The following is a 26185-nucleotide window of genomic DNA, read 5'->3' on the forward strand; positions in this document are numbered from 1 at the left end:
ACTTAATAAGTTTATTCGAGATAACTACCGCAAAACTGTTCAGATCTAATCTTTTTAAGGTAATATAAAAAAATTAGATAGTTAAAACTGAGATTTAGTAATGATTGTTTCTATCATCATCATGCTCATTGTTGCATTAATTGTGATCGCATTATGGGTCAGTGCTGTGCAACAACACAAAGAAAAACAAGAAGCAGAGCGCCGCAAAGAGTTAACTAAACAAAAGAAAATCATTGAAGAGGCAGAAGACGTGCTGCTTAACAGTGCCAATATTCCCATGTCTGAGAATATTCTACGTATTATTCAGCGCCGTATATATGATGCGCTTGCAAGTATGGTACAACTCTCTCCAAGTTCTAAGGAACTCAAAAGTCGCTTAAATGAAGCTAAACAGCGTTTAGGGGGTCCAATTGAGGCAAATAATAGCGACTCATTAGTGTTACCAGACAACGATAAGCAGCTTATTTCTTTAATTCAAGGAATAAAAAAACTTAGGGCAGTGCTACGCTCTGAACATAGTAAAGGTAAAATCGAGAGTCAAATATTTGTTGCCGAAGATAAACGCCTTGAAAAACTACAACTTCGAATCAACGTAGAAAGCCAAATTAAGCGTGGGCTTTCAGCTCGCTCAGCAAATATGGTGGGCTCTGCCAGACAGTATTTCGAAAAAGCACTGGCAACGCTTAACTCAGTTAGCTATAGCGATGAATATGTAAACTCGAAAAGACAAGAAGTTGAAGGTTATTTAGAAACGATTAGCTCTGAGTTGAAAGCATCAAATGCGACGTCACTAAAGAAGAAAGCAGAACAAGAGCAGGACGATTTAGACGTGTTATTCGCACCAAAGAAAAAGTGGTAAACCACTTTTTCTTTGCTTTGTGAAAATTAAGATAAAAACGCAAACTTAACAATAAACAGCGCTGTTAATACCCACACACTAATACTGATTTCATCTTTTTTACCACATACCAACTTCACTGCAGTATAAGAAATAAAACCAAGCGCAATACCGTGAGCAATCGAGAAAGTTAACGGCGTCATTAATAATACTACGCTCACTGGAATGGCATCTGTCATATCATCCCAATTTACCAGCTTTAAGTTTTGCATCATTAATACAGCTACATATAAAATTGCACCTGCCGTTGCATAAGCTGGGATCATGCCAGCAAGTGGCGCAAAGAACATCATTAACAAGAAACAAATGCCTACAACAACAGCAGTTAGACCTGTACGGTCGCCCACAGACACACCTGCTACTGATTCAATGTAAGACGTTGTTGTTGACGTACCAAGCATTGAGCCTGCAATGGTAGCTGTGCTGTCAGCGCTTAATGCACGACCTAAACGAGGCATTTTACCTTGTTCATCAGCAATACCTGCTTTTTGCGTTACAGCAACTAAAGTGCCTGAAGTATCAAACAAATCAACAAATAAGAACGCAAATACCACTGTTAGCATTGAGATTTCGAATGCTGCTGCAAAATCCAATTGCATAAAGGTTGGTGCAATTGAAGGCGGCATTGAAATAATTCCTTGATACTCCACAAGGTCTAAACCAAGCGCAATTGCGGTTACTAATAAAATACTGATAAGTACGCCGCTTTTCACATCGCGATATAACAGTGCTGCAATAACAAAAAAGCTAAAAATCGCAAGTAGTGGACCTGGGGCTGTGATATCGCCTAACTGCACTAAGGTTGCAGGGCTTGCTACGATAATCCCGGCGTTTTTCAATGCAATAAGCGCTAAGAAAGCACCGATACCCGTGGCAATGGCTCGCTTTAATACCAGTGGAATAGCGTCTATGATCCACTCTCTCACCTTAAATAGGCTTAAGAATAAAAAGATACAACCAGACATAAAAACTGCACCTAATGCAGCTTGCCAAGTGTAGCCCATGCCCAAAACAACACCATAAGTGAAGAAGGCGTTCAAGCCCATACCCGGAGCCAGTGCTAATGGGTAGTTTGCCCATAAACCCATGATAAAACAGCCAATTGCAGCAGCAATACAGGTTGCTACGAATGCCGCACCTTGGTCCATTCCCGCTTCTGCTAGCATGGCAGGGTTAACAAATACAATGTAAACCATGGTAATGAATGTAGTGATGCCAGCAATAGTCTCGCGGCGCACAGAGGTGTTGTTTTCAGTGATTTTGAAAAGTCTTTCGAACATGTTGAACTTTAAGTTGAGATTAATTGGCTAATTTTATCATATTTTATCTCAATAAGAGGACATTTTACCTTGCAATGTTCTAAACTAATAAGGTCTTTTATTTCAAGAAAATAACTAAACTATGTCTGATAATTCGCCAGTAGGCTTAGATTTAGAGCAACAGCTTGATAATGTACTTGCCTTTATTACCCAACCCGATAAAGGGTCGGCGCCAGATAAAAGTACTCAATCTGTTGAAAACGTACTAAACAAAGCTTTGTATTATTTAAAAAATGAACAGCCTCCCCTTGCTGCCAAATGGATGCGCTTAGCAGCTATGGCGGGTAACCATAGAGCGCAATTTTATATGGGGCTGTTTTTCATCAAAGGACAAGGTGTTCCGCACAGTGTTTTTCATGGCGCGGTGTGGCTAAGCCTGGCAAGTAGCCAAGGTTATGAACCTGCAACGGCTGCACTTGATGATCTTAGAAAACACATCAGTACGCGTAGATTACATGATGCGCAAAGCTATGCAGCTACCCTATATGAACAAATCCACCAGCAGCAATTTGCACATTTAATTCCTCGTGATCCTGACGCCAGCTAACACGCGTCAGGTTCTACAACTCATTAATGCACTCTTGTCAGTTTACTCTCAAATGTGATGAGACCTGCACCAACTACAAGCAATAAGATACCTATAAACTCAAGCCACACATGACCTTTATGGGGCTTGATAATAGGTGTTTTTGAAGTAAGGCTATATAAGCGCCTGCCTTGCTCGCCAGATTCTACAAACGAAATACCTTTATAGTCCGCTGAAATAATAAATTTAAAATCATGCCTGCTAATCATTTCTCGACGTTTAGCATCTATTTTCTTGCGGCTTTGTTCTACAAGTAGCGTTCGCCAATCATGAAAAATGCCATCTGGTTCATTATCTTTCACTACACCATATGATTTGTACTCATAGAACGTTGTATTGAATAGCTTTTCTTGATGCCCTAAATAAAACATGGCACAGCCTAGCGCACTTAACAGTATCGCAATATAGATTAATGAGCGCTGTTTAATGAATTGCTTATTACTTTGTTGCTTACACCAAGCTTCAATGTCAGGCACATTAATCAATCTCGCTTTATCTACAGAATGTTTTAATGGCTCCATAAAGTCGCAAATTGTTAGATTGAGCGCCGTTAATATTGAACGAAATGTGTCGTTTGAAGGCACTGATTTATCGTTCTCAAGTTTTGAAAGGTAGCTTTGCTCTATTCCAACTTGCTCAGCAAATTCTGGTTGGCTTAGTTTTAGCTCACTGCGATAGTGTTTTAGTTGTGTTCCGAATGTACTCATAACGCATTTCCTTTTTGTTGTGGAGCCGCCATTCTTTGCTATTCATGCAGATATAAAAAGCTGAATAAATAGGAATAATGAAGAATATTAGCAAGATAGGAAGAAATTTACGAGATACGAGATACGAGATACGAGATACGAGATACGAGATACGAGATACGAGATACGAGATACGAGATACGAGATACGAGATACGTTTTCAGTATAAGGAAATACTAAGGCGTAGTGTAAAGACTTATATAATCATTTGCTTGAGGAAAACAAATGGCGGAGTGGACGGGACTCGAACCCGCGACCCCCGGCGTGACAGGCCGGTATTCTAACCAACTGAACTACCACTCCGCAGTGGTATGTGCATGGGGTAATGCACTTAATTTGTTTATGATATCAAATGGCGGAGTGGACGGGACTCGAACCCGCGACCCCCGGCGTGACAGGCCGGTATTCTAACCAACTGAACTACCACTCCGCAGAGATATCATTGTTATTACTTAATTTGTTGGCGGAGTGGACGGGACTCGAACCCGCGACCCCCGGCGTGACAGGCCGGTATTCTAACCAACTGAACTACCACTCCGCGATACAAATTTTGTAATTAAATAGCGTTTAAATAGTGGCGGAGTGGACGGGACTCGAACCCGCGACCCCCGGCGTGACAGGCCGGTATTCTAACCAACTGAACTACCACTCCGCAGTATTTAATGCTATTTATTTTTCCTATTGGCGGAGTGGACGGGACTCGAACCCGCGACCCCCGGCGTGACAGGCCGGTATTCTAACCAACTGAACTACCACTCCGCAAAGGAAAATGTTTTACAACCATAAGTTGTGCAAGTAATTGGCGGAGTGGACGGGACTCGAACCCGCGACCCCCGGCGTGACAGGCCGGTATTCTAACCAACTGAACTACCACTCCAGCGCATACTTACAAATTGTCGAAAATTGGCGGAGTGGACGGGACTCGAACCCGCGACCCCCGGCGTGACAGGCCGGTATTCTAACCAACTGAACTACCACTCCACATTTTCGTTGCTGACTGAGTCTCCCCTGACAGCGGCGTGAATAATACGAATCACCCTCTAGTTCGTCAAGGGGTTTTTTGTATTTTTACAGGTTTTTTAGTCATCTGACATCGAAAGGTTTAAAATTTCACCTGATTTATCATTTTTTGAGCCGTTTTTGCCAACTTCATTTTCATTCGTTGCTTGCTCATCATTTTCGGTTTGATTTTTTTTCTTTAAAAACGGTAAAGAAATTTTAAATTTCAGCGGTTTCTTCTGAACAAAAATTCTAATTGCCAGCCAACCTAATAAAAGTACGGTTAAATTTCCAACAACAATTAAGGTCACCATCAGCATGGTGGACGCTTTTTGTTCTTCTTCAATAATTCGTTGTTGCTCTGCTTGCGCTTCTAAATCAATTTCTGGGCGAACAATTTCTGGTACAGCTTCAATTGGTCGCTCAATTTCAAATTTATACGTCGGTAACGTCGCCATAAATTCACGGTCATTTATGTTGCTACCAAATACAGAGAGCTCAACACTGTATCGTCCCCAATCATAATTTTTAATGGCCAGTTCCCGTGTTTGCGATTTATCAGCATCTAAAGAGAACATTTGCTCTTCATTATTAGGGTAATAAATTTTCCCTTGAATGAGCACAGTTTCTGGTTTGACGATTTCAGGGTTTAAGGTGATTGTTAAAATGTGGTCATCTTCATCTTGCTCAGCAAGGGCTATTTCATAATCAAAAGGCGGCTCATGCACGACTATCGGTTTTTGCACCACGGTACGCTTTAGTATAGGTGTTTCTATATATAGCTCTGGCTGCCACTCACCTGCCGGAAAGACCAGTTTAAACTCACCGGTAAACACACCATCAAGCGGACGCTCATCAAAGCCACGGCCATCATCTTTAAAGTCAGTAACACTTTGCGTACCTGCACCAAAGTTTGCGTAATCACTATTATTAGTGCTGACAAAATCAACGTGCAAACTGATCACATCTCTAAACTGACCAACTTCTATTGGCTCACCGTCATTTAATACGCGGCCCGTTAGTTTTACTGTTTCGCCACGAAACAGCATGGGCGGGAGTGGATCAACATTAAGCTCTATTTCACCCAGCACCATAATACGGCTATCAGGCAAGATACTGCCGACCACTTGCCAAGGGCCTGGCATTGGGTTGCTTATCGTTACCAAGTCATAGCTCAATTCATCATACCAGTCGAGGTCATCATTATTAACTGAGTCAGTTGCATAATACTTAGTGCCGTCAGGGCGAACTAACACAACGGCAGGGGCACCGCGCTTACGAAAGAAGAGTAAAGTTACTTTATCGATTTTGTGATCGATACGAAAACGGTTCTCTAGCAGGGGAATTTCATTTTGCACCCCATCACGTTCTAATGGGGTTATTTTATTTTGCTCATTGGCAAATCCCGTGAAGGGAATTAAACACACTAATCCTGCTAGTAGTTGTTTTCTCATTTTATTACCTTATTCTGCACGCCATAGGCATTGGCCACCCTTTGCAACCAAGTCTAAACGCTCTTCGTGAGCGGCGTGCTCTTGTTCTGTTGCTCTTAATACTACAAGTGGTGCTCTATCAGCACTTAGTCGGCGAATACCACCAGCTTGTTGAGTTGAGCCTTCATCTTTATTTTGATTAAGATTCAGCTTTACTTGCCCTCCCGTCATCGACAGGTAAACATCGGCTAAGATCTCAGAATCCAGTAAAGCGCCGTGTAAAGTACGCTTTGAGTTATCAATATCGTAACGACGGCAAAGTGCATCAAGGTTATTCTTTTGACCTGGGTGCAAGTCACGCGCCATCTTTAACGTATCAAGTACACTACATACATCGGCAGTATTCGGAAAACCTTGATTTAACAATGCAAACTCATTGTCCATGTGGCCGATATCGAACGCTGCGTTATGAATAACAAGCTCAGCACCACGAATATACTCTAAAAACTCATGGGCAATTTGGTGGTACAGGGGTTTATCACGCAAAAATTCGTTAGTGATACCGTGTACGTCTATTGCTTCTTCTTCTATTTCACGTTGTGGATTGATGTACACATGGAAGTTGTTGCCAGTAAGACGGCGATTTACAAGTTCAACACAACCGATTTCAATAATGCGGTGGCCTTGCTTTGGGTCAATACCCGTGGTTTCTGTATCTAAAACTATTTGTCTATGTGCCATATCGTCTTAAGCCTGACTCTGGTATCTTTCTATATTCACTTTATTGTACACAATATCAAGGTAAAACAGTGCAGAAAACCGTAGAGATTTACACCGATGGATCATGTTTAGGAAATCCAGGGCCTGGTGGGTATGGCATCGTGATGCGATACAACGGCCACGAAAAGCAGTTAAGTCAAGGCTACACCCTAACAACAAATAATCGGATGGAAATGCTCGCAGCTATCGTTGCACTAGAAACTCTCACCCGCTCTTGTCACGTCATTCTGACGACCGATAGCCAGTATGTGAAACAAGGTATTGAGTCCTGGGTTGAAAATTGGAAAAAGCGCGGCTGGAAAACCGCTGCTAAAAAACCAGTTAAGAATGTCGATTTATGGAAAAGACTCGATGCTGCCTGCCAACAACACGAGGTAGAATGGCGTTGGGTAAAAGGCCATAGCGGTAATAAATACAATGAGATTGTTGACGATCTTGCCCGTGAAGCAGCTGGTAGCGATCAATTACTTGAAGATACTGGTTACGACGGTAATTAAAAGTCCCTTGAAATAAACTTGGCGCAGGTCGTTTTATATTTTTGTTATATGTTATAAGATTTGGCTATAACAAAATATAAAGGATTCACTATGGCTCTGCGCATTCACTCTTTTTTTCATCAACAAAGCGCCACCCTCTGTTACTTAGTCAGTTGCGAAAACACTAAACAGTGCTTGCTGATTGATGCGCCAGCTGATTTTGATATGCCAAGTGGTGAGTTAAGTTTTACCACCGCCAATGAGATCATCAACTATATAAAGACTGAGCAGCTGACACTACAATGGCTTCTTGAAACTCATGCACATGCTGACCATATCACCGCAGCAAGTTACATAAAGCAGCAATTACAAGACACACACCCTTGTAAACTCGGCACGGGTGAAGGGATCACACAAGTGCAACAGCACTTTAGCCAACTTTATAATCTTGATATGCCATGTAATGGTGAACCTTTTGATGCTTTATTTGCTGATAAAGCACAATTTCAGTTAGGTGATTACACGGTAGATGTGATTGCCACACCGGGCCATACCCCTGACAGCGTGTGTTTTCACATTGATGGCAATGTATTTGTTGGTGACACCTTCTTTATGCCAGACAGTGGCACAGCCCGCTGTGATTTCCCAGGAGGCAGTGCCGGTGAGTTATATGACTCACTACAGCGAATTTTAGCGTTTCCTGACGATACCGTACTTTGGATGTGTCATGACTACCAACCTGATGGGCGCCCGCTGGCGAACAAAACCACAGTGAAAGAGCAGCGCGAGCAAAACATTCATTTAAAAGGCGATAAGCAACGTTTTATTGAAACTCGGGAAGGCCGCGATGCAACATTAGCAGTACCAAAGCTGTTGCACCCTTCTATTCAATTAAATATTCGTGCAGGCCAGTACCCAAGCAAAACGGATACTCAACAACACTATTTAGCTATCCCGCTCACAGTGCTGCTTTGATGTTTGCCTGAGCCCTGCTCCTTTTACCGGCGAAAATTGTGGTCTTGCATGCCATTTAGGTTTAATTGGTGTCAGCGGGATCACACGTTTTCGAGCCACCAGCATATACACACTGCCCATTGGCTTTAAATATTGTTGACCAAAACTGCGCCACGCAGCAAAACGTGACAAACGGTTGCCTCTTGCAAGCGATGAATGGATAAATCGCTCGTCCGAAATAATCTCAAAGCCTAATAGATTCAACCAGTCTTTTACTCGTGATGGCGTAAAAAAGCGCCCTGTCCAAGGTAACTTTTGGCGACTAAAAGGTAAAAGCTGCGCCAAGCCACACAAGCTAAACGGGTTAAAGCCCGTGATCACCAGATAGCCACCGGGAATTAAAGTACGGTGTGCTTCGCGTAAGATATGGTGTGGATCAGAATGATATTCTAAGCAATGCGATAATATGCAAGCATCAACACTGTGCTCATAAAAAGGTAGCTCGTCTACATCAGCAATAACACCGGTAAATAACCCCTGCTCTGCGACACAAACTTGATGCTTTATAGGACTTTCACTGGTTGCCAGCTCACCACTTAAATTACCAAGTTTGAGCATGTGATAGCCAAACATGCGAGGCAACCATGGTGTTAGCTTACGTTCAATTTCAGCACGTAAATAGTCACCATGAGGGAACTGCTGCCAAGTGTATGGCTTAGGACCTTCTTGAAAACTAAGGGCTGGTTTCATTTTCTGAGCTCGTTATACTGTGTGTTAACTGTCACTTTATAGAGCAATTAAACATGGTGCAAGTTAAAGCAATTAAAGCCTTTTCTGATAATTACATCTGGTGCATCAGCAATGAAGCTGAGCAAACAGCCTGGGTCGTCGACCCCGGTCAAGCAGAGCCTGTTTTAAACTATCTGAGCGAGCATAACTTAACACTTAGCGGTATTTTGATTACTCATCACCATTATGATCATACCGATGGTGTGGCTGCACTGGTTAAGGAATTTCGTGATATTCCGGTTTATGGGCCAAGACATAGCCCTTTTAAAGCTATTACTCATGGCGTATCAGAAGCGGATAAAGTCACTGTGTATGATTACACCTTTACCGTGCTTGCAACACCTGGTCATACCCTAGACCATATTTGTTACATTAACGACGAATTAAGTTTTACTGGCGACACCTTATTCAGTGCTGGCTGCGGACGATTATTTGAAGGCAGCGCAGAACAAATGTGGCACTCGTTATGTAAACTAAGAGCCCTGCCAGATGAGTGTAAAATCTACTGCACTCATGAGTACACGCAAGCCAACTTAGCCTTCGCAAAAGCCGTTGAACCAAACAATGAGTACTTACTCAGCTACAGTGATGAAGTTGATGCGCTGCGCGCCAACGACAAAATAAGTTTGCCAACCAAGTTAGGCGTGGAAAAACAAATAAATCCATTTTTACGTAGCAATATAGCAACAATCACCGATGAGCTGCCAAATGAGCTAAAAATTAATTTGGATCTGAATGAACCTTGGCAACGCTTTGCAGGTCTCAGAGCCTGGAAAGATAATTTTTAAAAAATGTAAACGCCGGTAGTTACAATTTTGTATATTTAGATCAGCATCTTGCAATAATAAGCTGACATAAACTGGTCATAAAGTGGCAATATGTTCTCAGAGCAGGTAATATTCGCCGAGTTTTTTTACCTGATGTATGGGTATATATGTATAAGTCTCCTTTAGTTTTATCACTTGCGCTGATTTTAAGTGGCTGTCAATTGACAGCTTCTGATTCAGCAAGTACAGATGTTGCGAGCAATAATGTTGAGCAACAATTAGACGGCGCAAGTCCGAGCGATATCAATGATGCATTGATGATCAACGCTCAATATCAACAATTAACCGATATTGATGAGCCGCCTCCTGTATTTGATGATGTATGGGAACGTATTCGCTATCAGCTTTCGATTGATGTGCCACAAAACCGCCCAGTTGTTGCTGAGCGTAACTATTATGCGCGTCATCAGGCCTATTTAGATCGTATCTCTAAGCGAGCTGAGCCTTACCTATACTTTATTGTAGAAGAAGTCGAAAAGCGTCAAATGCCAATCGAAATTGCACTTTTACCTATTGTAGAAAGTGCGTTTGACCCATTTGGTTATTCACATCGCAGTGCTTCTGGCATCTGGCAATTTATGCCACAAACCGGTGAGCGTTTCGATTTAAAACAAAACTGGTGGTATGACGGTCGCCGTGACATTGTGCAATCGACCCGTGCAGCGCTTGATTACTTATCATATTTACACAAAACCTTAGAAGGCGATTGGCTAAATGCCATTGCAGCCTATAACTCAGGTGAAGGTCGTTTACTGCGTGCCATTAAAAAGAACCGTAAAAAGCATTTACCAACGGATTTTTGGTCACTTGATTTACCAAGAGAAACCACAGCCTACGTACCTAAGCTGTTAGCGCTGTCTGATCTAGTAAAACGCAGTGACGAATTTGGTGTTAAGTGGCAGCCAATTATTAATGCTCAAGTCGTTGAAGCAGTTAATGTAGGAAGCCAAATAGACCTAGCACTTGCCGCTGACATGGCAGGTATTAGCTTAACAGAGCTGTATCGTTTAAACCCAGGTTTTAATCGCTGGGCGACGGATCCTAATGGTCCACACTTTTTATTATTACCATCTGATAAAGTTGAAGCGTTTACTGACAAGTTAGCTAAAACAGAGCAAAAAGACCGCCTACGCTGGCAGCAATATATTGTTGCACGCGGTGACAGTTTATCTGTGATTGCGAAGAAGTTTTCGACAAGCACAAACGCGATTAAAACACTGAATAAGCTTTCATCGAATACTATTCGTGTTGGTCAGCAATTACTTGTGCCACTAAGCGATGGTGAGATTAATAGCCAGCATTTACCAAAGTCAGTGCGTATGGCAGCTAATAAAGCAACACGTAAAAAACTTAGCCATAAAGTGGCTAGTGGCGATACACTGTGGGATATCAGCCGTGAGTACGATGTCACCATAGCTGAACTTGCAACATGGAATAAGCTGAAAAAAGACGCGGTACTGCGTGTTGGTCAAAAGCTAACTGTGTATAAGCAAGAAAAATCACAACTTGCTGCTACACAAATCAAAGAGCGCACCATTACCTATAAAGTTCGTCGTGGTGACTCGTTAGCGCGCATTGCTGCTAAGTTTAATGTGTCTGTAGAAGATATTATTAAATGGAACTCATTAGCTGGGCAAAAATACATTCAACCTGGGCAAAAGCTTAAATTAAAGGTTGATGTTCGAAGCGCTTAATTGCTTAATTTAATATCAAAAAAAAGAGCGCCTAATGGCGCTCTTTGTCTCTCTCATTTAGTATTTATGCTTCAAAGTCCATAAGTGTAATAACTCATTGGCAATGGTCGCTGCAGCAATCGCTGTTAGTTCACTTTGATCATAGGATGGAGATACTTCAACCACATCCATACCGACCATATTAATGCCTTTCAATGCACGAAGTACTTTGAGTACTTTATCGCTGGTTAAGCCACCACATACTGGAGTGCCTGTCCCTGGAGCGAATGCGGGATCAAGGCAGTCAATATCAAAGGTTAGATACACAGGTAAGTCACCCACACGTGCTTTAATTTGCTCTGCGATATCTTGTGCAGGCAAATCATTAGCTGCCATTGCATCAATCACTGCAAACTCATGTTTGCTTTGATCAAAATCAGTACGAATACCGATTTGAATACTGTGATCAACATCAATAAGCCCTTCCATCGGCGCATGATAAAACATGGTACCGTGATCATAGCGAGAGCCATTGCTGTAAGTATCTGTATGGGCATCAAAATGCACTAATGCCATCTTACCATATTGCTTAGCATGGGCACGCAGTAGCGGCAAAGTCACAAAGTGGTCGCCACCTAAACCTAATAATGTTTTACCTTGACGAAGAATTTGCTCAGCGGCTAATTCTAACTGCGCGGTAAAATATTCTGGGTCGCCTACTGGGTAAGTAAAATCACCCGCATCAGCTAATTTTAAACGCTCAAACAACGGAAACGTCCATGGGTACTTGGTTTCTTCCCATGCCAGGTGCACTGAAGCTCGACGAATTGCGTCAGACCCTAAACGTGCACCAGGGCGACCTGAGGTCGCCAAATCAAAGGGTAAACCTAGCACCACTACATCCGCATCGATTGCAGTGATGTTTTGCACCATCGGCTGACGTAAAAACGTCATGCCGTTTGAATATAATGAATGATCTGTGTGGTCAAACAATGTCGACATTGCTTATAACTCTTCTAAATAAGTGTAACCATTTAAGCCAGTTTGCAGCTCATCTAAAACGCTTTGCTGCTCAGTTTCTGGCAATTTAGCAGCCACCAGCTGGGCGTAAGATTGCTGGAAGCTTTCTACATCTAAATGTACGTAACGCATCATGTCTGCAACGGTATCACCTTCGTTAACTTCAGTGATTTGCGCCTGACCTTGCTCATCCATTTTTATAATTGCACTGTGTGTGTCGCCAAATAAGTTATGCATATCACCTAAAATCTCCTGATAAGCACCCACTAAGAAAAAGCCCATTAAATATGGTTTTTCTTCGCTAAAAGCTGGCACAGGTAATGTGCTTTCAATACCTTGACCGTCTACATAATGCTCCATAGCACCATCTGAGTCGCAGGTAATATCAAGTAACACGGCGCGTTTTTGTGGTGCTTCTGTTAAACCACTTAATGGTAGAACAGGAAACACTTGGTCAATACCCCATGCATCCGGTAATGACTGGAACAATGAAAAGTTCACAAAAAACTTATCTGCTAAACGCGCATTTAATTCATCAATAATCGGGCGATGAAAACGGTTTTTGTTATCCATATGTTTGTTAAGTTCATAACATACGCGTAAGTTAACTTGCTCCGCCCATGCTCGCTCTGTTAAATCTAACAAACCAAGTGCAAATTGATTATGTGCTTCGGCTAAATCACCTTGGCTATCGTGATAGATTTCGATTAATGCACGGTCGTCATTGTCATCACTTAACTGCTGCCATGATGTCCACATGTTTTTTAATAATAGTGGTGCATCAGCGGCTGGCGCTTGAATGTCTTCAGGTACATAGCTTTCGGTGCCGATAACATTCGAAATCAATACAGCATGGTGCGCTGTTAACGCACGACCTGACTCAGAAATAATGCGCGGCATTGGCTGCTCATATAACTTACAGGTATCACCAATGGTGTATACGATGTTATTAGCGTATTCACTTAGGCTGTAGTTCATTGAGTTATGTGACTGGCTACGAGTACCGTCATAATCTACCGCTAAACCGCCACCCACATCTAAGCAATCGATTTGTGCACCTAATTTACGTAACTCACAGTAAAAACGCGCAGCTTCACTCACACCTAAACGAACATCGCGGATGTTTGCCATTTGCGAGCCAAGGTGAAAGTGTACAAGTTGGATCAGATCAAGTTGATCAGACGCTTTTAAGCGATTAACCACACTGAGTACTTGCGATGCCGACAAACCAAATTTTGATTTTTCGCCACCACTTGCTTGCCACTTGCCCTTACCTTGCGACGCTAAACGTACACGAATACCAATGCGTGGCTTTACGTTTAACTCTTTTGCTTGGCTAAGCACCATGTCTAGCTCAGACAGTTTTTCAAGAACAATGTAAACCTTGTGGCCTAGCTTTTCGCCAATCAGTGCTAAACGAATGTATTCTTGGTCTTTATAGCCATTACACACAATAACAGCACTGGTTTTTTCAGCCATCGCTAATACAGTTAATAGCTCAGGCTTACTGCCCGCTTCTAGACCCAATTGTTTCTTTTCAATATCAGCTTGGCTTGCAACAATTTCTTCAACAACTTCACGCTGTTGGTTTACTTTAATTGGGTAAACAAGCAAATAGTCTTTCGGATAACCATAATTTTCAATCGCCGTGTTAAATGCCTGACATAAGCTATGTACACGATGATGTAAAATTTGTGGAAAACGAACCAACGCAGGCAAGCTTAAGCCTTTGTCTTGTAATTGCTGTGCGATATCGATTAGTGCAATGGTTTGCTCTGGGGCATGGCGTTTGGCGCAACATACACATCACCTTGATCATTAATACCAAAGAAACCTTGGCTCCAATGACGAACATTGTAACTCGTGCGAGCTTGTTCTAGTGATGTTGTTTCTTTCATCTATCTTTCTCTTTTATTTTAGTAATGCCGAAATCGGCAAGGGTTGTTGCCGCGCATTAAAAGAAAAATAGTGACTCAAGTCCAACAAGAATTTTTACTCGTAACGAGTGATTTTTGATGTGAAAAGCTAATCAACATCCCTGAATGTTTTTAAACCCTATTTCAAGGGACAGTCACTGAAAATAGTATTTAATAGGATCACATTCAAAGGGACAGTCACTGTAGAATATATGTACTGGTAAATTACCTTTTCATATTGATTTTAATTGGCTGGTATTACTTTTGTGATTTCATCAGCGGCTGAAGAATTTGACCCTAACCATCTCCACGCTTCATATTGCTCGTTATCATGCCAAGTAATACCTATGTACTCTTGCCAGTTTTCGAAGTCTTTTGTGCGATATTTTTCAACCCCGCAACCTCCTGCGCCAAAAGAGGTGCGGCAAATTCTTACAGTGAGATAGGTGCCATCAAAATTCAGCTGCGATTGCTTATCAGCGCAAATACTTAAAGGACGAGTAGGAAATATAAGAATAACTTTTGTTTTTATAGTGCCATTATGGTTGAAGACACCAGAAAGACTGTAGCATGAGTTTAAATAGAGCTTAGTACTATTAATAATAAGGTCTGGTTGCCGACTCTGAGAAGTAATGGATACCTGTGAACTATCACCACAAGCAGCAATCAGAAAGAGCGTAACAAAGCCCAATAGTTGTAAGGTGAATTTATAAATAAAGATGACCTCACTAAAACATAGCTTACCACCTAAATTACTGATTTAGCCCAAGCTCCATAAACAAACTTTGTGGATTTTCGTTGTAATTACCAAACGGACCACAACGATTAAAACCTAAGTTTTCATATAAGCTAATTGACTCTGTTTGTTTAGGACCTGTTTCAAGACGAATAAGCGGTATTAGTTGCTCACCAGCTTGATGTAATAATATCTGCATAATTCGACGTGATAACCCTTTACCACGGTAGCTTGGTTTTACATATAAGCGGCGGATTTCACCATAAGGAGGGTTGCCTTCTTGCATAACGATTGCGCCGCATGCAACGATACCATCTTCATTTTTTAAGCCTATAGCATAAACATTAGGCTCAGCTAGCTCTTCAACACTTAAAGATTGAGCGGTAGCAACAGGGTATAGTGAGTTTATGAGTCGGTCTATATCAGAAAACACGCTTACTACTTCAGGATCATGTGGATTTAAATCGACTAACTGCATAAAACTCCCATTTTTATATGTCTTTTTTGTTAACTATGTGAACAATAGTATCGGATATTTCCATTATCCTCTACTGTAGTTTTCAATAATGATTTTATAGGTACTGTTCGGACCGACATACTATCTCTAAGTTCAACAGTATGTAACCAAAAAAACGCCAAGTTGATAAAAACTAAAGTCTAAACTACACCACACCATTCAAGGTTAATAATTTATACCTATAGATTTTTTACCAGAGATTACTTCAGAGTTCGTAAAGCCTTTTTAAAGGGACAGTCATTTAAAACCAACAGTCATTTAAAACCAACAACTATTGTATTTTTAAAATCTGAAGGCAGTAATTTAAAAATACAAAGGTGAGTCAAAAAAATTACTAAACTTATTCTGTAATTATGTTTAGCGGGTGTGCTTCAGAGAGAATAGAGCTTTGACTTTAGCCTTTTAGGGCTAATTATTTCAAACAATTAAATTTAAAGCGTGAAGATACTAGCGATTTGAAATCACGTTAAAATAAACCTAGAAACTTAACTCGCTAATAAAGTTCGGCTATTTGTAATGTTACTTCGTCGCTTGCGAGCTGTTTTAATACAATAACTTTCAATAGCACCCACTCGACCTGCAGCTCCATGAAATAAGTTTTCAAACTGAGCTGTTAGCGTTAACCAGTTTTCAGCTTCCAAATTCAGCCTTTCTAGAATAGGAGGTAAATGATGCTCTATATATCCAGGCTTATCCGCGCTGATACAACGCCCAGTTTGCTCCACAAGTAGCAGGTATGACTTTAACTCAAAAGGTATTTCCTTTGATTTACACTTACTCATGCCACCAATAAAACGAGCTAGTAATTTAGGTTGCTTTGACTCCTTCGCGCTTTCGCATCGCTTTTTAAAACTGGTATAGTCCGATTGTTCCGGCGTGCTCGCAGCTTTAGCACGAACAGGGTTTAAATCAACATAGGTCATGCAGGCTAAAAGCGCTGATTCATCAAGGAGCGCTTGGCTTTTAAAGCGCCCTTCCCAAAAATGCCCAGTACATTCATCTTCTTTATTTGCACGTCTGGCAATAAATTCATTTAGCATTCGCATGAACCAACTAATGCTTGAAAGGCGCTTTCTATATTCTGCAACCTCTTTATTTAAGAAGACTTGTTGACCATCACTTAACGGCTCACCATGAAGGGCTTTTTGATCTAAAGGCGTCATTTTACTGAGCTTAAACCAGCGTAAAAGGATGGCTTTATCCGATAACCTATTTGCTTTTTTATCATCAACATAAAGCACAAGATGCGTATGATTGCTCATCACCGCATAAGCACACACATCAATGCAAAATACCTTTGCAAGAAAAAGCAGACGCTGTTCAACCCACACTCGGCGGTGTTCATATGATTTGCCTGTGAGTGCGTCTTCTCCACAAAGGTAAGCGCGTCTGACGCAACGAGATACACAATGATAATATTTGGTGTTCGACAAACAGATTTGCCGCTTCCTTGCTAAAGCCATCGTCCACTCCTTGAACTGATAATTTGAAATGCATTAGCTGTAATTAAAGTGTAGACAAAGTTTTCTGTGCCGCAAGAGCAATAAATCAGTGACTGTCCATGTAAAGAGTTATTAGAGTGCCTATCCGACTTAAAGTGACTGTCCATGTAAAGAGTTAAACACTTTGTTACGGAAAAAAGCTGTTCAAATATCGTCAAAACCCTATACTGCAAACAACAAGAAATAAGATGAGGTTTTCTCGTGCAGTTCACTCAAGGTATGGAATACTTCTTTTCTGGCTTTAAGTTAATTAGCCAAAAGGGGTTGAAACGTTTTGTACTTATTCCTTTATTAATCAATATTCTGCTTTTTGGTAGTTCGCTGTTCTTTTTGTATGGCTGGCTCACCGATGGCTTTGCTTACATGAACTCGTTATTACCAGAATGGCTTAGCTGGCTCGAGTGGCTAATGTGGCCAATTGCTGTGCTGGTGATTTTATTTAGTTACAGTATGCTCTTCACAGTTATAACAAACTTTATAGCAGCCCCATTTAACGGTTTACTCAGTGAAAAAGTCGAACTTTATCTCACTGGGCAAAAAATTAATGACGATAGTCTTTTCGATACAATGAAAGATGTGCCACGTATGTTAGGTCGAGAATGGACAAAACTTTGCTATTATCTGCCGCGCGCTATAGGCTTTTTTATCTTACTGTGGATTTTACCTGTAATCGGTCAAGTTTTATGGGTGTTATTCACTTGCTGGATGTATGCAGTGCAATATGAAGACTATGCGTTCGATAACCATAAAATTAGTTTTAACGAAATGAAAAATGACTTAAAGCAAAAGCAAACGTTATCTTATGGCTTTGGTTTAGCTGTCATGATTTTAACTGCTATCCCATTCGTAAACCTAATTGTTATGCCCGTTGCTGTTTGCGGTGGCACACGGTTATGGGTTGAAAACTATCGAAGCCAATATCGAAGTTAAAATGTTTGAAAAGCCAGTAGAAAACTATTGGCTTTTCAATACACTATAATTTAATTTAACTGGTAAAGGATCTGATAACTCGGTGCCAAAGCGAGGTTCATCAAATTGACTAATAACCACCGTAAATCTTTCTTCCCCCATATTGAGTATAAATGGGGTCCCTATCTTTGCTAGCTCTGAAATTTGTTTGTGTTTATTTTCTAATAAAATAGTGCCTGAACCTTTATTTTTAACTAAAAGTGCATGTGCGTTATTCCCTAAAACAATCCTAGCTTGATGTGATTCGCGATATTCAGCCCGCCATTGCCCTCTTTGGTATAGAGTGTATATGATTGAGATCCCATCGGGTTCAACGATACGTCCCTCTTGAATTTTACAATGTTGGCAACCAATTACTGAGTCTGATTTCCAGTTTACTGGCTGCCCATCATAATTTAATCTAGATGACATATGCCATTGAGGTTCAACATCTGGTGTGCATGCAACACAACATATCAACATAAAAAATATAACCAGATACTTCACTACTTAATCCCTTGCTTTTCTCTAGCAGCTTTAATTTCACTAAGAAGTTTTAAAGGTGGCGCTTGCTCTTCAATCATTCGTTGTTGTATATGCTTCGACACGTCTTTTTGATCGCTATCTTGCTGATGAACACCGAAGCGATTGCCAGAGAACAAGGTATAAAAACGAAGTTCAATCAAACTCCACTCATCAACATCATTTAGCACTGTTACGGCGGTATCATCATTCGTATCTTGGCTTAGAGTTTCAGTCAAATCAGCATTACAATTAAAATCTACAGCAGCAGAGCCGGGATACCTTAAACCATTAGCCTCTATTATATTATTTTCGTCTATGGAACTTCCGAGTCCATGCGAATAAGACATTACAAAATTTTCAGGAGAGTCAAATGGGCTATTAGTCAAATCAGCAGTTTGTACGGCACAATTGGCATTCTCACGATAGCGACTCGAATAATAGCGATCTCCCTCATTATCCCCTATCGTCGGTAACCCTCTCAACTGATAAAGGTAATTCATAATACTCAAATGATTTGGTTTATAGTTTGTACTTTCATCACCACCATGCTCTAAACCTAAATTATGGCCAAGCTCATGCATTATCGTTGATGCTTGGTAGTTGAAGGTTAAATTTCTAGATATTTCGTTATCAAGTGATAACCCCCAATTCCCCATACTTATCATCAAATCATTACCACTTAATTCAGCAACCCCTGAAGAACCCGCACTGCCATCAATGTTTCGACTATTAGCCATTAACATATAATGAAATATCGGCTTACGTCTCATGTCAAAGTTTGCCATTTTATAATGAAATAAACTCTCAACACCTTGGTTAAAGTTATAAGGTGTATATTGTCTAAAGGTTACTTGATCACCCCCACCTAAATCATGATCTTGTACAGATATTCCCCCTGCTTGGTGGTACAAATCCCCCACATCAAAGTGAACAACAATGCCTTGCTCAGCGAACGAGCTTACCACTTTTTCCAATGCTGTTTGGTGCGGTATTATTCCCGCATCACTGCTATCCATATAATCCACTTCAATAAAGATATCTTTTTGATTAACTCTAGCTCCCCAAGCATGCAGAGGTAGTCCAGAAAAAGTTGACCCAGGGAGTTCTGAACAGTCAGGAATACCATCTTCATCACTGTCATCTTCGCAGCTAACATCATTAACACCCGCCGGTGTCGTAAATTGGCTATAGTGCCAATCAGATGATGAATTAGTATCTGTGTTATCTATATCTCTTTTAATACTTGAGCCAGTTACATTAGAAATGACAGGTGCTGATCCTGTTTGCCATTGTCCTGCCGTCAGAGGCTCAGTAGTGTCATTGCCAAATCGAACAAAATCCACAGTACTTCCCGAGTCACGCGTTAGTAATTCAACAAACCCATTCAAAAACCAATAAGGGCGAACCGTTGAGTCAATATCGCCAATAAAAGCGATAGATTTATTTTGCTCAGTTGTATCGTAAAATAATTGATCACCAAAACCACTATGAACTATGAGATATTCCTCAGGAGCAATCACTTGGTCAGGCAAATTAAAAATTGTTGCGGCCGAAATACTATTATCAGAACTGTCACGACTTTTTACTCGTACACTGTAATCAGCTAAATTAACACTACTATCGGTTCCGTTATAAAGTTCAAACCAAGGCGTGTCGTTGCTAAAACGAATAGCGACAACCTCAGTTATCTTTAAATCATTACTTCCAGTTGTAAAAGTAGAAACTACTTGGGCTAAAGCAGGTGTATCAGCAAAATTAACTAAGTCTTCGGTTAATCTTAACGCATATTCTGTTGCTTGATTAAAAGCAGCTGTAAACTCAATATTGTTAAAATATTCATTGTCATTTCCTTGTGGTCCCGTCATCTCTAATGAGTCGATTGCTAAGCAAGTTTCAAAATTATCAGCTGATAATTGCACACTTCCCTCACATACACCATTGGCGCTATTAACAACTAAACTCGATGACTTCATCACATCAGACATCGATAACATAACTCGAGCATTTACACTCACAGCAGAGGCTGCATCTTCAGGGCTTACATTTACAACAGTGGCAGCACTAGTATCTGTAATTGTCACGCTCACTGTCGCTTGGGCACTCTGAGTTCCATCCGATACAGTTACAGTAAAAGGCGCTTGCGATATGCTATTTGATGCAGGTTGATAAAGATAACGAAAAGTTGTTGCATCAACTAAAGTGATACTCGCCCCAGCTAACTGCTGAGAAAAATTAATAGTTAACTCATCCCCATCAATATCACTCGCGTCTATAGTAAATTCACTACTTTCATTAAACTCTGTAGTAATAGCAATATCAGAGACTGTGGGTGGTTTATTAACATGAATGATCATAAATGTGAGGCTTGCTGAAGATATTGCTCCTTGATCATCTACCGCAGTGATCCGAAATATCACCTCGGCATTTTCAGACACTTCTGGCGCTGTGAAAGTAATAGTTTCGCCATTTTGCACAAAATCTACTGATGGTCCACTTAACTGCTGCCACTCAATATCTGCTATAACCCCGTCGCTGTCTGTAACAACCACAGAGACAGAAGCTTGCGTTAACTCAGTAATATCAGCAATCGCATCGAGGGTAATGACAGGCGCAAGATTTATGTAATTTTCAACCACAACACTAAATTCTGCTGAGCTTGTAGCTCCATCATCATCAGTTGCTGTTACTTGGAAGGTAATTTCATCATTTGTTTCTACTTCAGGGGCCGTATAATTTATTAAATTATCAGTTGCAGTAAATTCGGTAATCGGGCCTGAAGTTTGCACCCAACTATAGCTAATAATACTACCATCACTGTCTGTTGCCGTAGCTGTTAATACTCCTTCAGCCCCTTCTTGAATATTTTGCGAACCAGTTATACTCACTGATGGAGCACTGTTTGCGCTTACATCTATAGCAAAAAGCGCCGTGCTTTGTTCACCAAAACTATCAGTAACTGTCACCGAAAAAACAAGCTGAGTTAAGGTTGCAACATTTGGTGTGGTAAAAGTAATTGTGCTCGATCCATTTTCAAACTCTACATCTGGACCAGCCGTTTGCTGCCAATCATAACTAATAACCTCTCCATCAGAATCTGAGGCATTTGCACTAAGAGAAATATTGTTACTAGAAGAGGATATCTGAGGACCAGCAACCGATATTGTCGGGGCTTGATTAACATTAATAATGGTAATAATGATACTGGTTGTAGCTGTTGCGCCTTGATTATCAGTAACGCGCAAAGAAAATGAGACATCTGTGTCAGTATCTACTGCAGGAATTGATACATTGATTTGTTGACCGTTTGCTGCAAAATCGATAGAAGGACCACCAGTTTGCTGCCAAGAAAAGTCGGCTATAGAACCATCACTATCGTTGGCTGACGCACTTAATAAAAGTGTTGCCAGCTCATTGACCTCAGTATCACCAGAAATACTTACTTGTGGCGCTTGGTTCTCAGCATTATTAGACTCTTCACTCCCTCCACCGCCTCCACAAGCCGTTAAAAAAATGGAAAATAAAATACTAAGCCCAAGTAACTTTATTCTATTCTCCATTTTTAAGCCCTCGCGATTAACTGTATAAACTTTGTGGCACCTTAGTTACATTTAAATGAACCGTGACCTCTTCACGGTCATGGTATAAGTGCTTAGCTTGCAGTTCGTAACTTACGCCATATTTATCAAGCTCTTCTTTAATCATTTTTAAACACTCGTAAACGCTATCAAAACGTTTTTTCATCGGTAGTTTAAGATTAAAAATAAGCTCTTTTGCGTAGGCGTTTACCGCCCAATCAATCATAAGGTTAGTCACTTTTGCTGGCTTTTCCACCATGTCACAGACTAACCATTGAATATTGCGCTTTTCTGGACGGTATTTAAAACCATCGACCCTAAAATGCTTAACTTGCCCTGTTTCCATCAAGTCATCGTTCATAGGACCATTATCAATTGCGCTTACAAACATACCTCGGCGCACCAATTGATATGTCCAGCCCCCTGGGCAAGCACCTAAATCAACGCCTCGCATGCCAGGTTGCATACGTTCTTCAGCTTCATGAGGTGGAATAAACACGTTAAAGGCTTCATCGAGTTTTAACGTTGAGCGGCTTGGCGCATCACTCGGCATACGTAAACGCGGAATGCCCATAAAGAAAGGCGAATTATTGAATGTATATGAATAGCCAACATAAGCACTGTCGTTTGCTAAAAATAACACATGCATAACAGGTTTTTTCTCAGCAATTTCGCGTGTTACCTTCGAGCGCTTTTCAAGCGATTTTTTCAGAGGTGTAGAAATCTTTTTGCAGAACTTACTCAGCTCTTTACCTTCGTTGGTATCTGGCGTTTCTACGCGTAGGTCACCACATTCAGGAAACTCAGCGGCAGCATCAACAATAGCACTAACGCGGTCTTCAAGTGGCATGTTATCGACTAAGGCGCCAGTAAACCATTGTCGCGCAAATACCATATTCTTGAAATCGACTTTTTTTATAATTTCTTCGCCGTGGCTTGTATCAAAACACTCGTAAACAACAATCCCCGTATTTGGTTTTGTTTTTACGTAACCTGCAAAGCCTTGTTCAGCAGCCTGAAAAGTAATTTCAGCAGCCGCATCATTTTCAAAACCACTGCGACAATAAATAACTACACTCGACATAGATAACCCTTAAAACTTATATCGTGCTGCTTGAACTAACAAAATAGCCCAACCAATAATAAAACAAACACCGCCAATTGGGGTGATAATACCAAGCCACTTCATGCCCGTTAGTGCGAGTAAATACAAACTACCGCTAAATAACACGGTACCTGCGATAAAAAATCCACCAGCCCAACTTAAGTTCATACCCCATTTAATTAAGATAGCAATTGCTATCAGTGCAAGGCCATGCACCATTTGGTATTCAGCAGCGGTTTTAAAAATTCCAATTGCGTACTCAGAAACGCGGCTTTTTAAACCATGAGCAGCAAATGCGCCAAGCATTACTGAAAGCATGCAAAATAAGCTACCAATCATTAAATATAGTTTGATCATTGCCTATCTCCAGCCGCTAAATTCAAAATAAACTGCGCTGCATAATCTGCAGCTTGCTGTAAGTTTTCTTGTTCTGTAATGCCACTTTTTTTACGTGGTTTTAATGAGTGGTCACCATCTTTTAGAAATTTAATCTCGGGTGGGTTAACCATTTTAAGCTCAGCAAGTTCTTGCTGAGAGCCAAACGTATCGCGCTCACCTTGCAGCACTAAAAAAGGGCATGGCATATCAACAAAATGATCTATACGCAGTTTATCGGGTTTACCCGGTGGATGAAACGGATAACCAAAAGCCACAACACCTGCAATTTGAGCTTGCTCCTGCTCAGTACAAAGCATCGAAGCCATACGCCCCCCCATAGATTTACCCCCAATAAATAGCGGCAATTCTGGCTGGCGTTCGGCTAAAATTTCACTAAAGTAGGCAAGTAACTTAGGAGCACGCTCGGGTGGCCTACGCTTGCCCGTTTCTTTAGCAATTTGCATATACTGAAAATCAAACAAGGCTACATCAATCCCATGCTGACTAATCAAGTTAGCCATTGTTTGTATAAACTCAGAATCACTGCCTGCCCCTGCACCATGGGCAAATATAAACTGTGCGCGAGCTTTGCCCGTTGCACTTTTAAACCACTGTAACATGTTAATACTCTTGTTCTTGCTCTACTAAGCTCAGCATCCAGTCTTTAAAAGACACTATTTTGCCAAGCTCTGTTTGCGATTCGCGGATCACTAAATAGTATGCATTTTTACTTTCTAATGAGTGATTAAATGGAATAACTAGACGACCCGCATCAATATCAGGTTTTGCTAAAACGCTATTACCAATGGCAACCCCCTGTCCATGCACCGCGGCTTGCAATACCATTGATGAGTGACTAAAAATCGGCCCTTGGTTAACTTGTACATTACGCACACCAGCCGTTTTCATCCAGGTTTTCCAGTTTTTACGGGTGGTATCATGCAATAAGGTATGATTTGCTAAATCACTGGGTTGATTAAGTGGCTTAGGGCCCGTTAACAGCAATGGGCTACATAATGGCACTAGATATTCAGTATGCAGCTTATATGTCTGTACCCCACTCCAGTGGCCACGACCATAATAAATAGCAATATCTACATCGTCAGAAAGTGAGTTTTCATCCTGATCTTGTGCTTTAATTCGCACGTCGATTTCTGGATGTAATTCATTAAATAAACTAAGTCTGGGTACTAACCATTGAATCGCAAAACTTGGCGTTAAACTTACCGTAAGTGACCCTTTCGCACCTCGGGCTAGCAGTTTTTCTGTGGCATCAATCAGCTGAGTAAAAATTTCTTTTATATCTAAAAAGTAACCTTGCCCTTCTTCGGTTAACAGCAAAGAACGATTCTTACGTAAAAACAGCTTTAACCCTAAATGCTCTTCAAGGGTTTTAATTTGATGGCTCACCGCAGCCTGCGTTACATATAGCTCTTCAGCTGCTTTGGTAAAGCTCAAATGGCGGGCAGCGGCTTCGAAAGCTTTTAGTGCATTTAAAGGAGGTAAACGACGAGACATAAACACCAAACTTAGAATTAGTTTTTCTTATGCGTCGATTATAGCGATACAAATAAAAAAAGGCGACCATGGTCGCCTTTTTCATACTTAAATACTTATATACTTAAATTATAAATCGCTTGCGCTGGTATCGAGTGGTGCAAAGCTCTTAACTAAGTCATCAACCGCTTTCATTTGCGATAAGTAACCTTCTAGCTTGCTTAGTGCAAGTGCACATGGGCCATCACATTTTGCTTCATTCGGATTAGGGTGCGCTTCAATAAATAAACCCGCAATACCTAATGCCATACCACTGCGAGCAAGTTCTGCAGCTTGTGCACGGCGACCATCTGCAGAGTCAGCTCGGCCTCCTGGGCGTTGTAATGCGTGCGTTGCATCAAAGATAACCGGCGCCATAGGCTTCATGTCATCCATACCAAGCATATCAACCACAAGATTGTTATAACCAAAACTAGTACCACGCTCACACAGTGCAACATTGTTGTTGCCCGCTTCATTAAACTTTTTAATGATATGACGCATTTCGTGTGGAGCTAAAAACTGTGGCTTTTTCACATTGATAATAGCGCCAGTTTTTGCCATGGCTACAACTAAGTCAGTTTGACGAGCAAGGAATGCCGGTAACTGAATTACATCAACCACTTCAGCCACAGGCGCAGCTTGATGCGGCTCATGTACGTCAGTGATCAGTGGCACATTAAAAGTAGATTTAATTTCTTCAAAGATTTTTAAACCTTCTTCCATACCAGGACCGCGGTATGAATTAATTGAAGAGCGGTTCGCTTTATCAAAAGATGCTTTAAAAACGTATGGAATGTTTAGCTTTGCTGTAACTTCTACATAATGCTCCGCAATTCGCATCGCTAAATCACGTGATTCAAGTACGTTCATACCGCCAAACAATACAAATGGTTTGTCGTTGGCTAATTCAATCTCGTTAATTTTAATTAACTGGTTGTTCATTT

Annotated in this window: 23 protein-coding genes, 7 tRNA genes and 1 pseudogene; 7 read left to right on the forward strand and 24 right to left on the reverse strand. The window is 41.0% G+C overall.

Features of this window, described 5'->3' with window-relative positions:
* Positions 1-100: 100 nt before the first annotated feature.
* On the forward strand, positions 101-859 hold the full coding sequence (locus tag ACRWSG_RS02375; protein WP_054551619.1) for a hypothetical protein: 759 nt from the start codon (positions 101-103) through the stop codon (positions 857-859).
* Between the two features lie 26 nt (positions 860-885).
* On the opposite strand, the gene ACRWSG_RS02380 is transcribed toward ACRWSG_RS02375, so the two are convergent.
* The gene (locus ACRWSG_RS02380) at positions 886-2178 is read right to left on the reverse strand and encodes an NCS2 family permease (RefSeq protein WP_462165522.1); all 1293 of its coding nucleotides are present in this window, start codon (positions 2176-2178) and stop codon (positions 886-888) included.
* 121 nt (positions 2179-2299) lie between these two features.
* On the opposite strand from ACRWSG_RS02380, the gene ACRWSG_RS02385 reads away from it, so the two are divergent.
* Positions 2300-2764, forward strand: coding sequence for an SEL1-like repeat protein (locus ACRWSG_RS02385; protein ID WP_119852042.1), 465 nt, complete (start codon positions 2300-2302; stop codon positions 2762-2764).
* Between the two features lie 23 nt (positions 2765-2787).
* Here the strand turns inward: ACRWSG_RS02385 and ACRWSG_RS02390 are convergent, their stop codons facing one another.
* The 10 genes from ACRWSG_RS02390 to dnaQ form a co-directional block, all read right to left on the reverse strand.
* Positions 2788-3510, reverse strand: a complete 723-nt coding sequence (locus tag ACRWSG_RS02390; RefSeq protein WP_462165523.1) for a helix-turn-helix domain-containing protein — start codon at positions 3508-3510, stop codon at positions 2788-2790.
* 265 nt (positions 3511-3775) lie between these two features.
* Positions 3776-3852, reverse strand: a tRNA-Asp gene (locus ACRWSG_RS02395).
* Between the two features lie 50 nt (positions 3853-3902).
* A tRNA-Asp gene (locus ACRWSG_RS02400) sits at positions 3903-3979 on the reverse strand.
* A gap of 31 nt (positions 3980-4010) precedes the next feature.
* Positions 4011-4087 (reverse strand) — tRNA-Asp (locus ACRWSG_RS02405).
* A 37-nt stretch (positions 4088-4124) separates the two neighbouring features.
* A tRNA-Asp gene (locus ACRWSG_RS02410) sits at positions 4125-4201 on the reverse strand.
* Positions 4202-4231: 30 nt separating this feature from the next.
* Positions 4232-4308: transfer RNA gene (locus ACRWSG_RS02415), tRNA-Asp, on the reverse strand.
* Positions 4309-4349: 41 nt separating this feature from the next.
* Positions 4350-4426: transfer RNA gene (locus ACRWSG_RS02420), tRNA-Asp, on the reverse strand.
* A 27-nt stretch (positions 4427-4453) separates the two neighbouring features.
* Positions 4454-4530 (reverse strand) — tRNA-Asp (locus ACRWSG_RS02425).
* Between the two features lie 98 nt (positions 4531-4628).
* Positions 4629-6002, reverse strand: coding sequence for a TIGR03503 family protein (locus ACRWSG_RS02430; RefSeq protein ID WP_462165524.1), 1374 nt, complete (start codon positions 6000-6002; stop codon positions 4629-4631).
* A 9-nt stretch (positions 6003-6011) separates the two neighbouring features.
* Positions 6012-6722: a DNA polymerase III subunit epsilon gene (gene dnaQ, locus ACRWSG_RS02435; protein ID WP_054551624.1), complete on the reverse strand. Its 711-nt coding sequence runs from the start codon at positions 6720-6722 to the stop codon at positions 6012-6014.
* A 68-nt stretch (positions 6723-6790) separates the two neighbouring features.
* On the opposite strand from dnaQ, the gene rnhA reads away from it, so the two are divergent.
* Together rnhA and ACRWSG_RS02445 are read left to right on the forward strand one after the other, a co-directional pair.
* Positions 6791-7258, forward strand: coding sequence for a ribonuclease HI (rnhA, locus tag ACRWSG_RS02440; RefSeq protein ID WP_054561796.1), 468 nt, complete (start codon positions 6791-6793; stop codon positions 7256-7258).
* Positions 7259-7348: 90 nt separating this feature from the next.
* Complete coding sequence (locus ACRWSG_RS02445; RefSeq protein WP_462165525.1) at positions 7349-8212, forward strand: MBL fold metallo-hydrolase; 864 nt, start codon at positions 7349-7351, stop codon at positions 8210-8212.
* Here the strand turns inward: ACRWSG_RS02445 and ACRWSG_RS02450 are convergent.
* Positions 8183-8941: a class I SAM-dependent methyltransferase gene (locus tag ACRWSG_RS02450; RefSeq protein ID WP_462165526.1), complete on the reverse strand. Its 759-nt coding sequence runs from the start codon at positions 8939-8941 to the stop codon at positions 8183-8185. The genes ACRWSG_RS02445 and ACRWSG_RS02450 overlap by 30 nt on opposite strands.
* Before the next feature lie 53 nt (positions 8942-8994).
* Here ACRWSG_RS02450 and gloB point away from each other — a divergent pair, with 53 nt between their 5' ends.
* Both gloB and ACRWSG_RS02460 read left to right on the forward strand, forming a co-directional pair.
* The gene (gene gloB / locus ACRWSG_RS02455; protein WP_462165527.1) at positions 8995-9768 is read left to right on the forward strand and encodes a hydroxyacylglutathione hydrolase; all 774 of its coding nucleotides are present in this window, start codon (positions 8995-8997) and stop codon (positions 9766-9768) included.
* A 146-nt stretch (positions 9769-9914) separates the two neighbouring features.
* On the forward strand, positions 9915-11501 hold the full coding sequence (locus ACRWSG_RS02460) for a LysM peptidoglycan-binding domain-containing protein (protein WP_138601830.1): 1587 nt from the start codon (positions 9915-9917) through the stop codon (positions 11499-11501).
* A gap of 57 nt (positions 11502-11558) precedes the next feature.
* Here ACRWSG_RS02460 and speB read toward each other — a convergent pair whose 3' ends face one another.
* From speB to ACRWSG_RS02485, 5 genes and pseudogenes are all read right to left on the reverse strand, one after another.
* Positions 11559-12482 (reverse strand): agmatinase, encoded by a 924-nt coding sequence (gene speB / locus ACRWSG_RS02465; RefSeq protein WP_462165528.1) that lies wholly within the window; start codon positions 12480-12482, stop codon positions 11559-11561.
* A gap of 3 nt (positions 12483-12485) precedes the next feature.
* Positions 12486-14398: pseudogene (speA, locus tag ACRWSG_RS02470) on the reverse strand (biosynthetic arginine decarboxylase).
* Between the two features lie 262 nt (positions 14399-14660).
* A complete protein-coding gene (locus ACRWSG_RS02475; RefSeq protein WP_462165529.1) occupies positions 14661-15107 on the reverse strand; it encodes a hypothetical protein in 447 nt (148 codons plus the stop codon).
* Between the two features lie 61 nt (positions 15108-15168).
* Positions 15169-15630 (reverse strand): GNAT family N-acetyltransferase, encoded by a 462-nt coding sequence (locus ACRWSG_RS02480; protein WP_054551633.1) that lies wholly within the window; start codon positions 15628-15630, stop codon positions 15169-15171.
* A 524-nt stretch (positions 15631-16154) separates the two neighbouring features.
* Positions 16155-17132 carry a transposase gene (locus tag ACRWSG_RS02485; protein ID WP_462165530.1) on the reverse strand — a complete coding sequence of 326 codons (978 nt, stop codon included), beginning with the start codon at positions 17130-17132 and terminating at the stop codon, positions 16155-16157.
* Between the two features lie 258 nt (positions 17133-17390).
* Here ACRWSG_RS02485 and cysZ point away from each other — a divergent pair, with 258 nt between their 5' ends.
* On the forward strand, positions 17391-18101 hold the full coding sequence (gene cysZ / locus ACRWSG_RS02490; protein ID WP_206004105.1) for a sulfate transporter CysZ: 711 nt from the start codon (positions 17391-17393) through the stop codon (positions 18099-18101).
* A gap of 24 nt (positions 18102-18125) precedes the next feature.
* Here the strand turns inward: cysZ and ACRWSG_RS02495 are convergent, their stop codons facing one another.
* The 7 genes from ACRWSG_RS02495 to kdsA form a co-directional block, all read right to left on the reverse strand.
* Positions 18126-18626 (reverse strand): hypothetical protein, encoded by a 501-nt coding sequence (locus tag ACRWSG_RS02495; RefSeq protein WP_462165531.1) that lies wholly within the window; start codon positions 18624-18626, stop codon positions 18126-18128.
* The gene (locus ACRWSG_RS02500; protein ID WP_462165532.1) at positions 18626-22201 is read right to left on the reverse strand and encodes a PKD domain-containing protein; all 3576 of its coding nucleotides are present in this window, start codon (positions 22199-22201) and stop codon (positions 18626-18628) included. The genes ACRWSG_RS02495 and ACRWSG_RS02500 overlap by 1 nt, the downstream gene beginning before the upstream one ends.
* Positions 22202-22217: 16 nt before the next feature.
* Positions 22218-23303, reverse strand: a complete 1086-nt coding sequence (rlmM, locus tag ACRWSG_RS02505; RefSeq protein WP_462165533.1) for a 23S rRNA (cytidine(2498)-2'-O)-methyltransferase RlmM — start codon at positions 23301-23303, stop codon at positions 22218-22220.
* A 9-nt stretch (positions 23304-23312) separates the two neighbouring features.
* Complete coding sequence (locus ACRWSG_RS02510; RefSeq protein WP_462165534.1) at positions 23313-23681, reverse strand: DUF423 domain-containing protein; 369 nt, start codon at positions 23679-23681, stop codon at positions 23313-23315.
* Positions 23678-24322 (reverse strand): alpha/beta family hydrolase, encoded by a 645-nt coding sequence (locus tag ACRWSG_RS02515; protein ID WP_339982829.1) that lies wholly within the window; start codon positions 24320-24322, stop codon positions 23678-23680. The genes ACRWSG_RS02510 and ACRWSG_RS02515 overlap by 4 nt, the downstream gene beginning before the upstream one ends.
* Position 24323: 1 nt before the next feature.
* The gene (locus tag ACRWSG_RS02520; protein ID WP_063706073.1) at positions 24324-25220 is read right to left on the reverse strand and encodes a transcriptional regulator GcvA; all 897 of its coding nucleotides are present in this window, start codon (positions 25218-25220) and stop codon (positions 24324-24326) included.
* Between the two features lie 108 nt (positions 25221-25328).
* Positions 25329-26183: a 3-deoxy-8-phosphooctulonate synthase gene (gene kdsA, locus ACRWSG_RS02525; protein WP_462165535.1), complete on the reverse strand. Its 855-nt coding sequence runs from the start codon at positions 26181-26183 to the stop codon at positions 25329-25331.
* Positions 26184-26185 lie beyond the last annotated feature (2 nt).

The organism is Pseudoalteromonas sp. GB43, assembly GCF_054923805.1.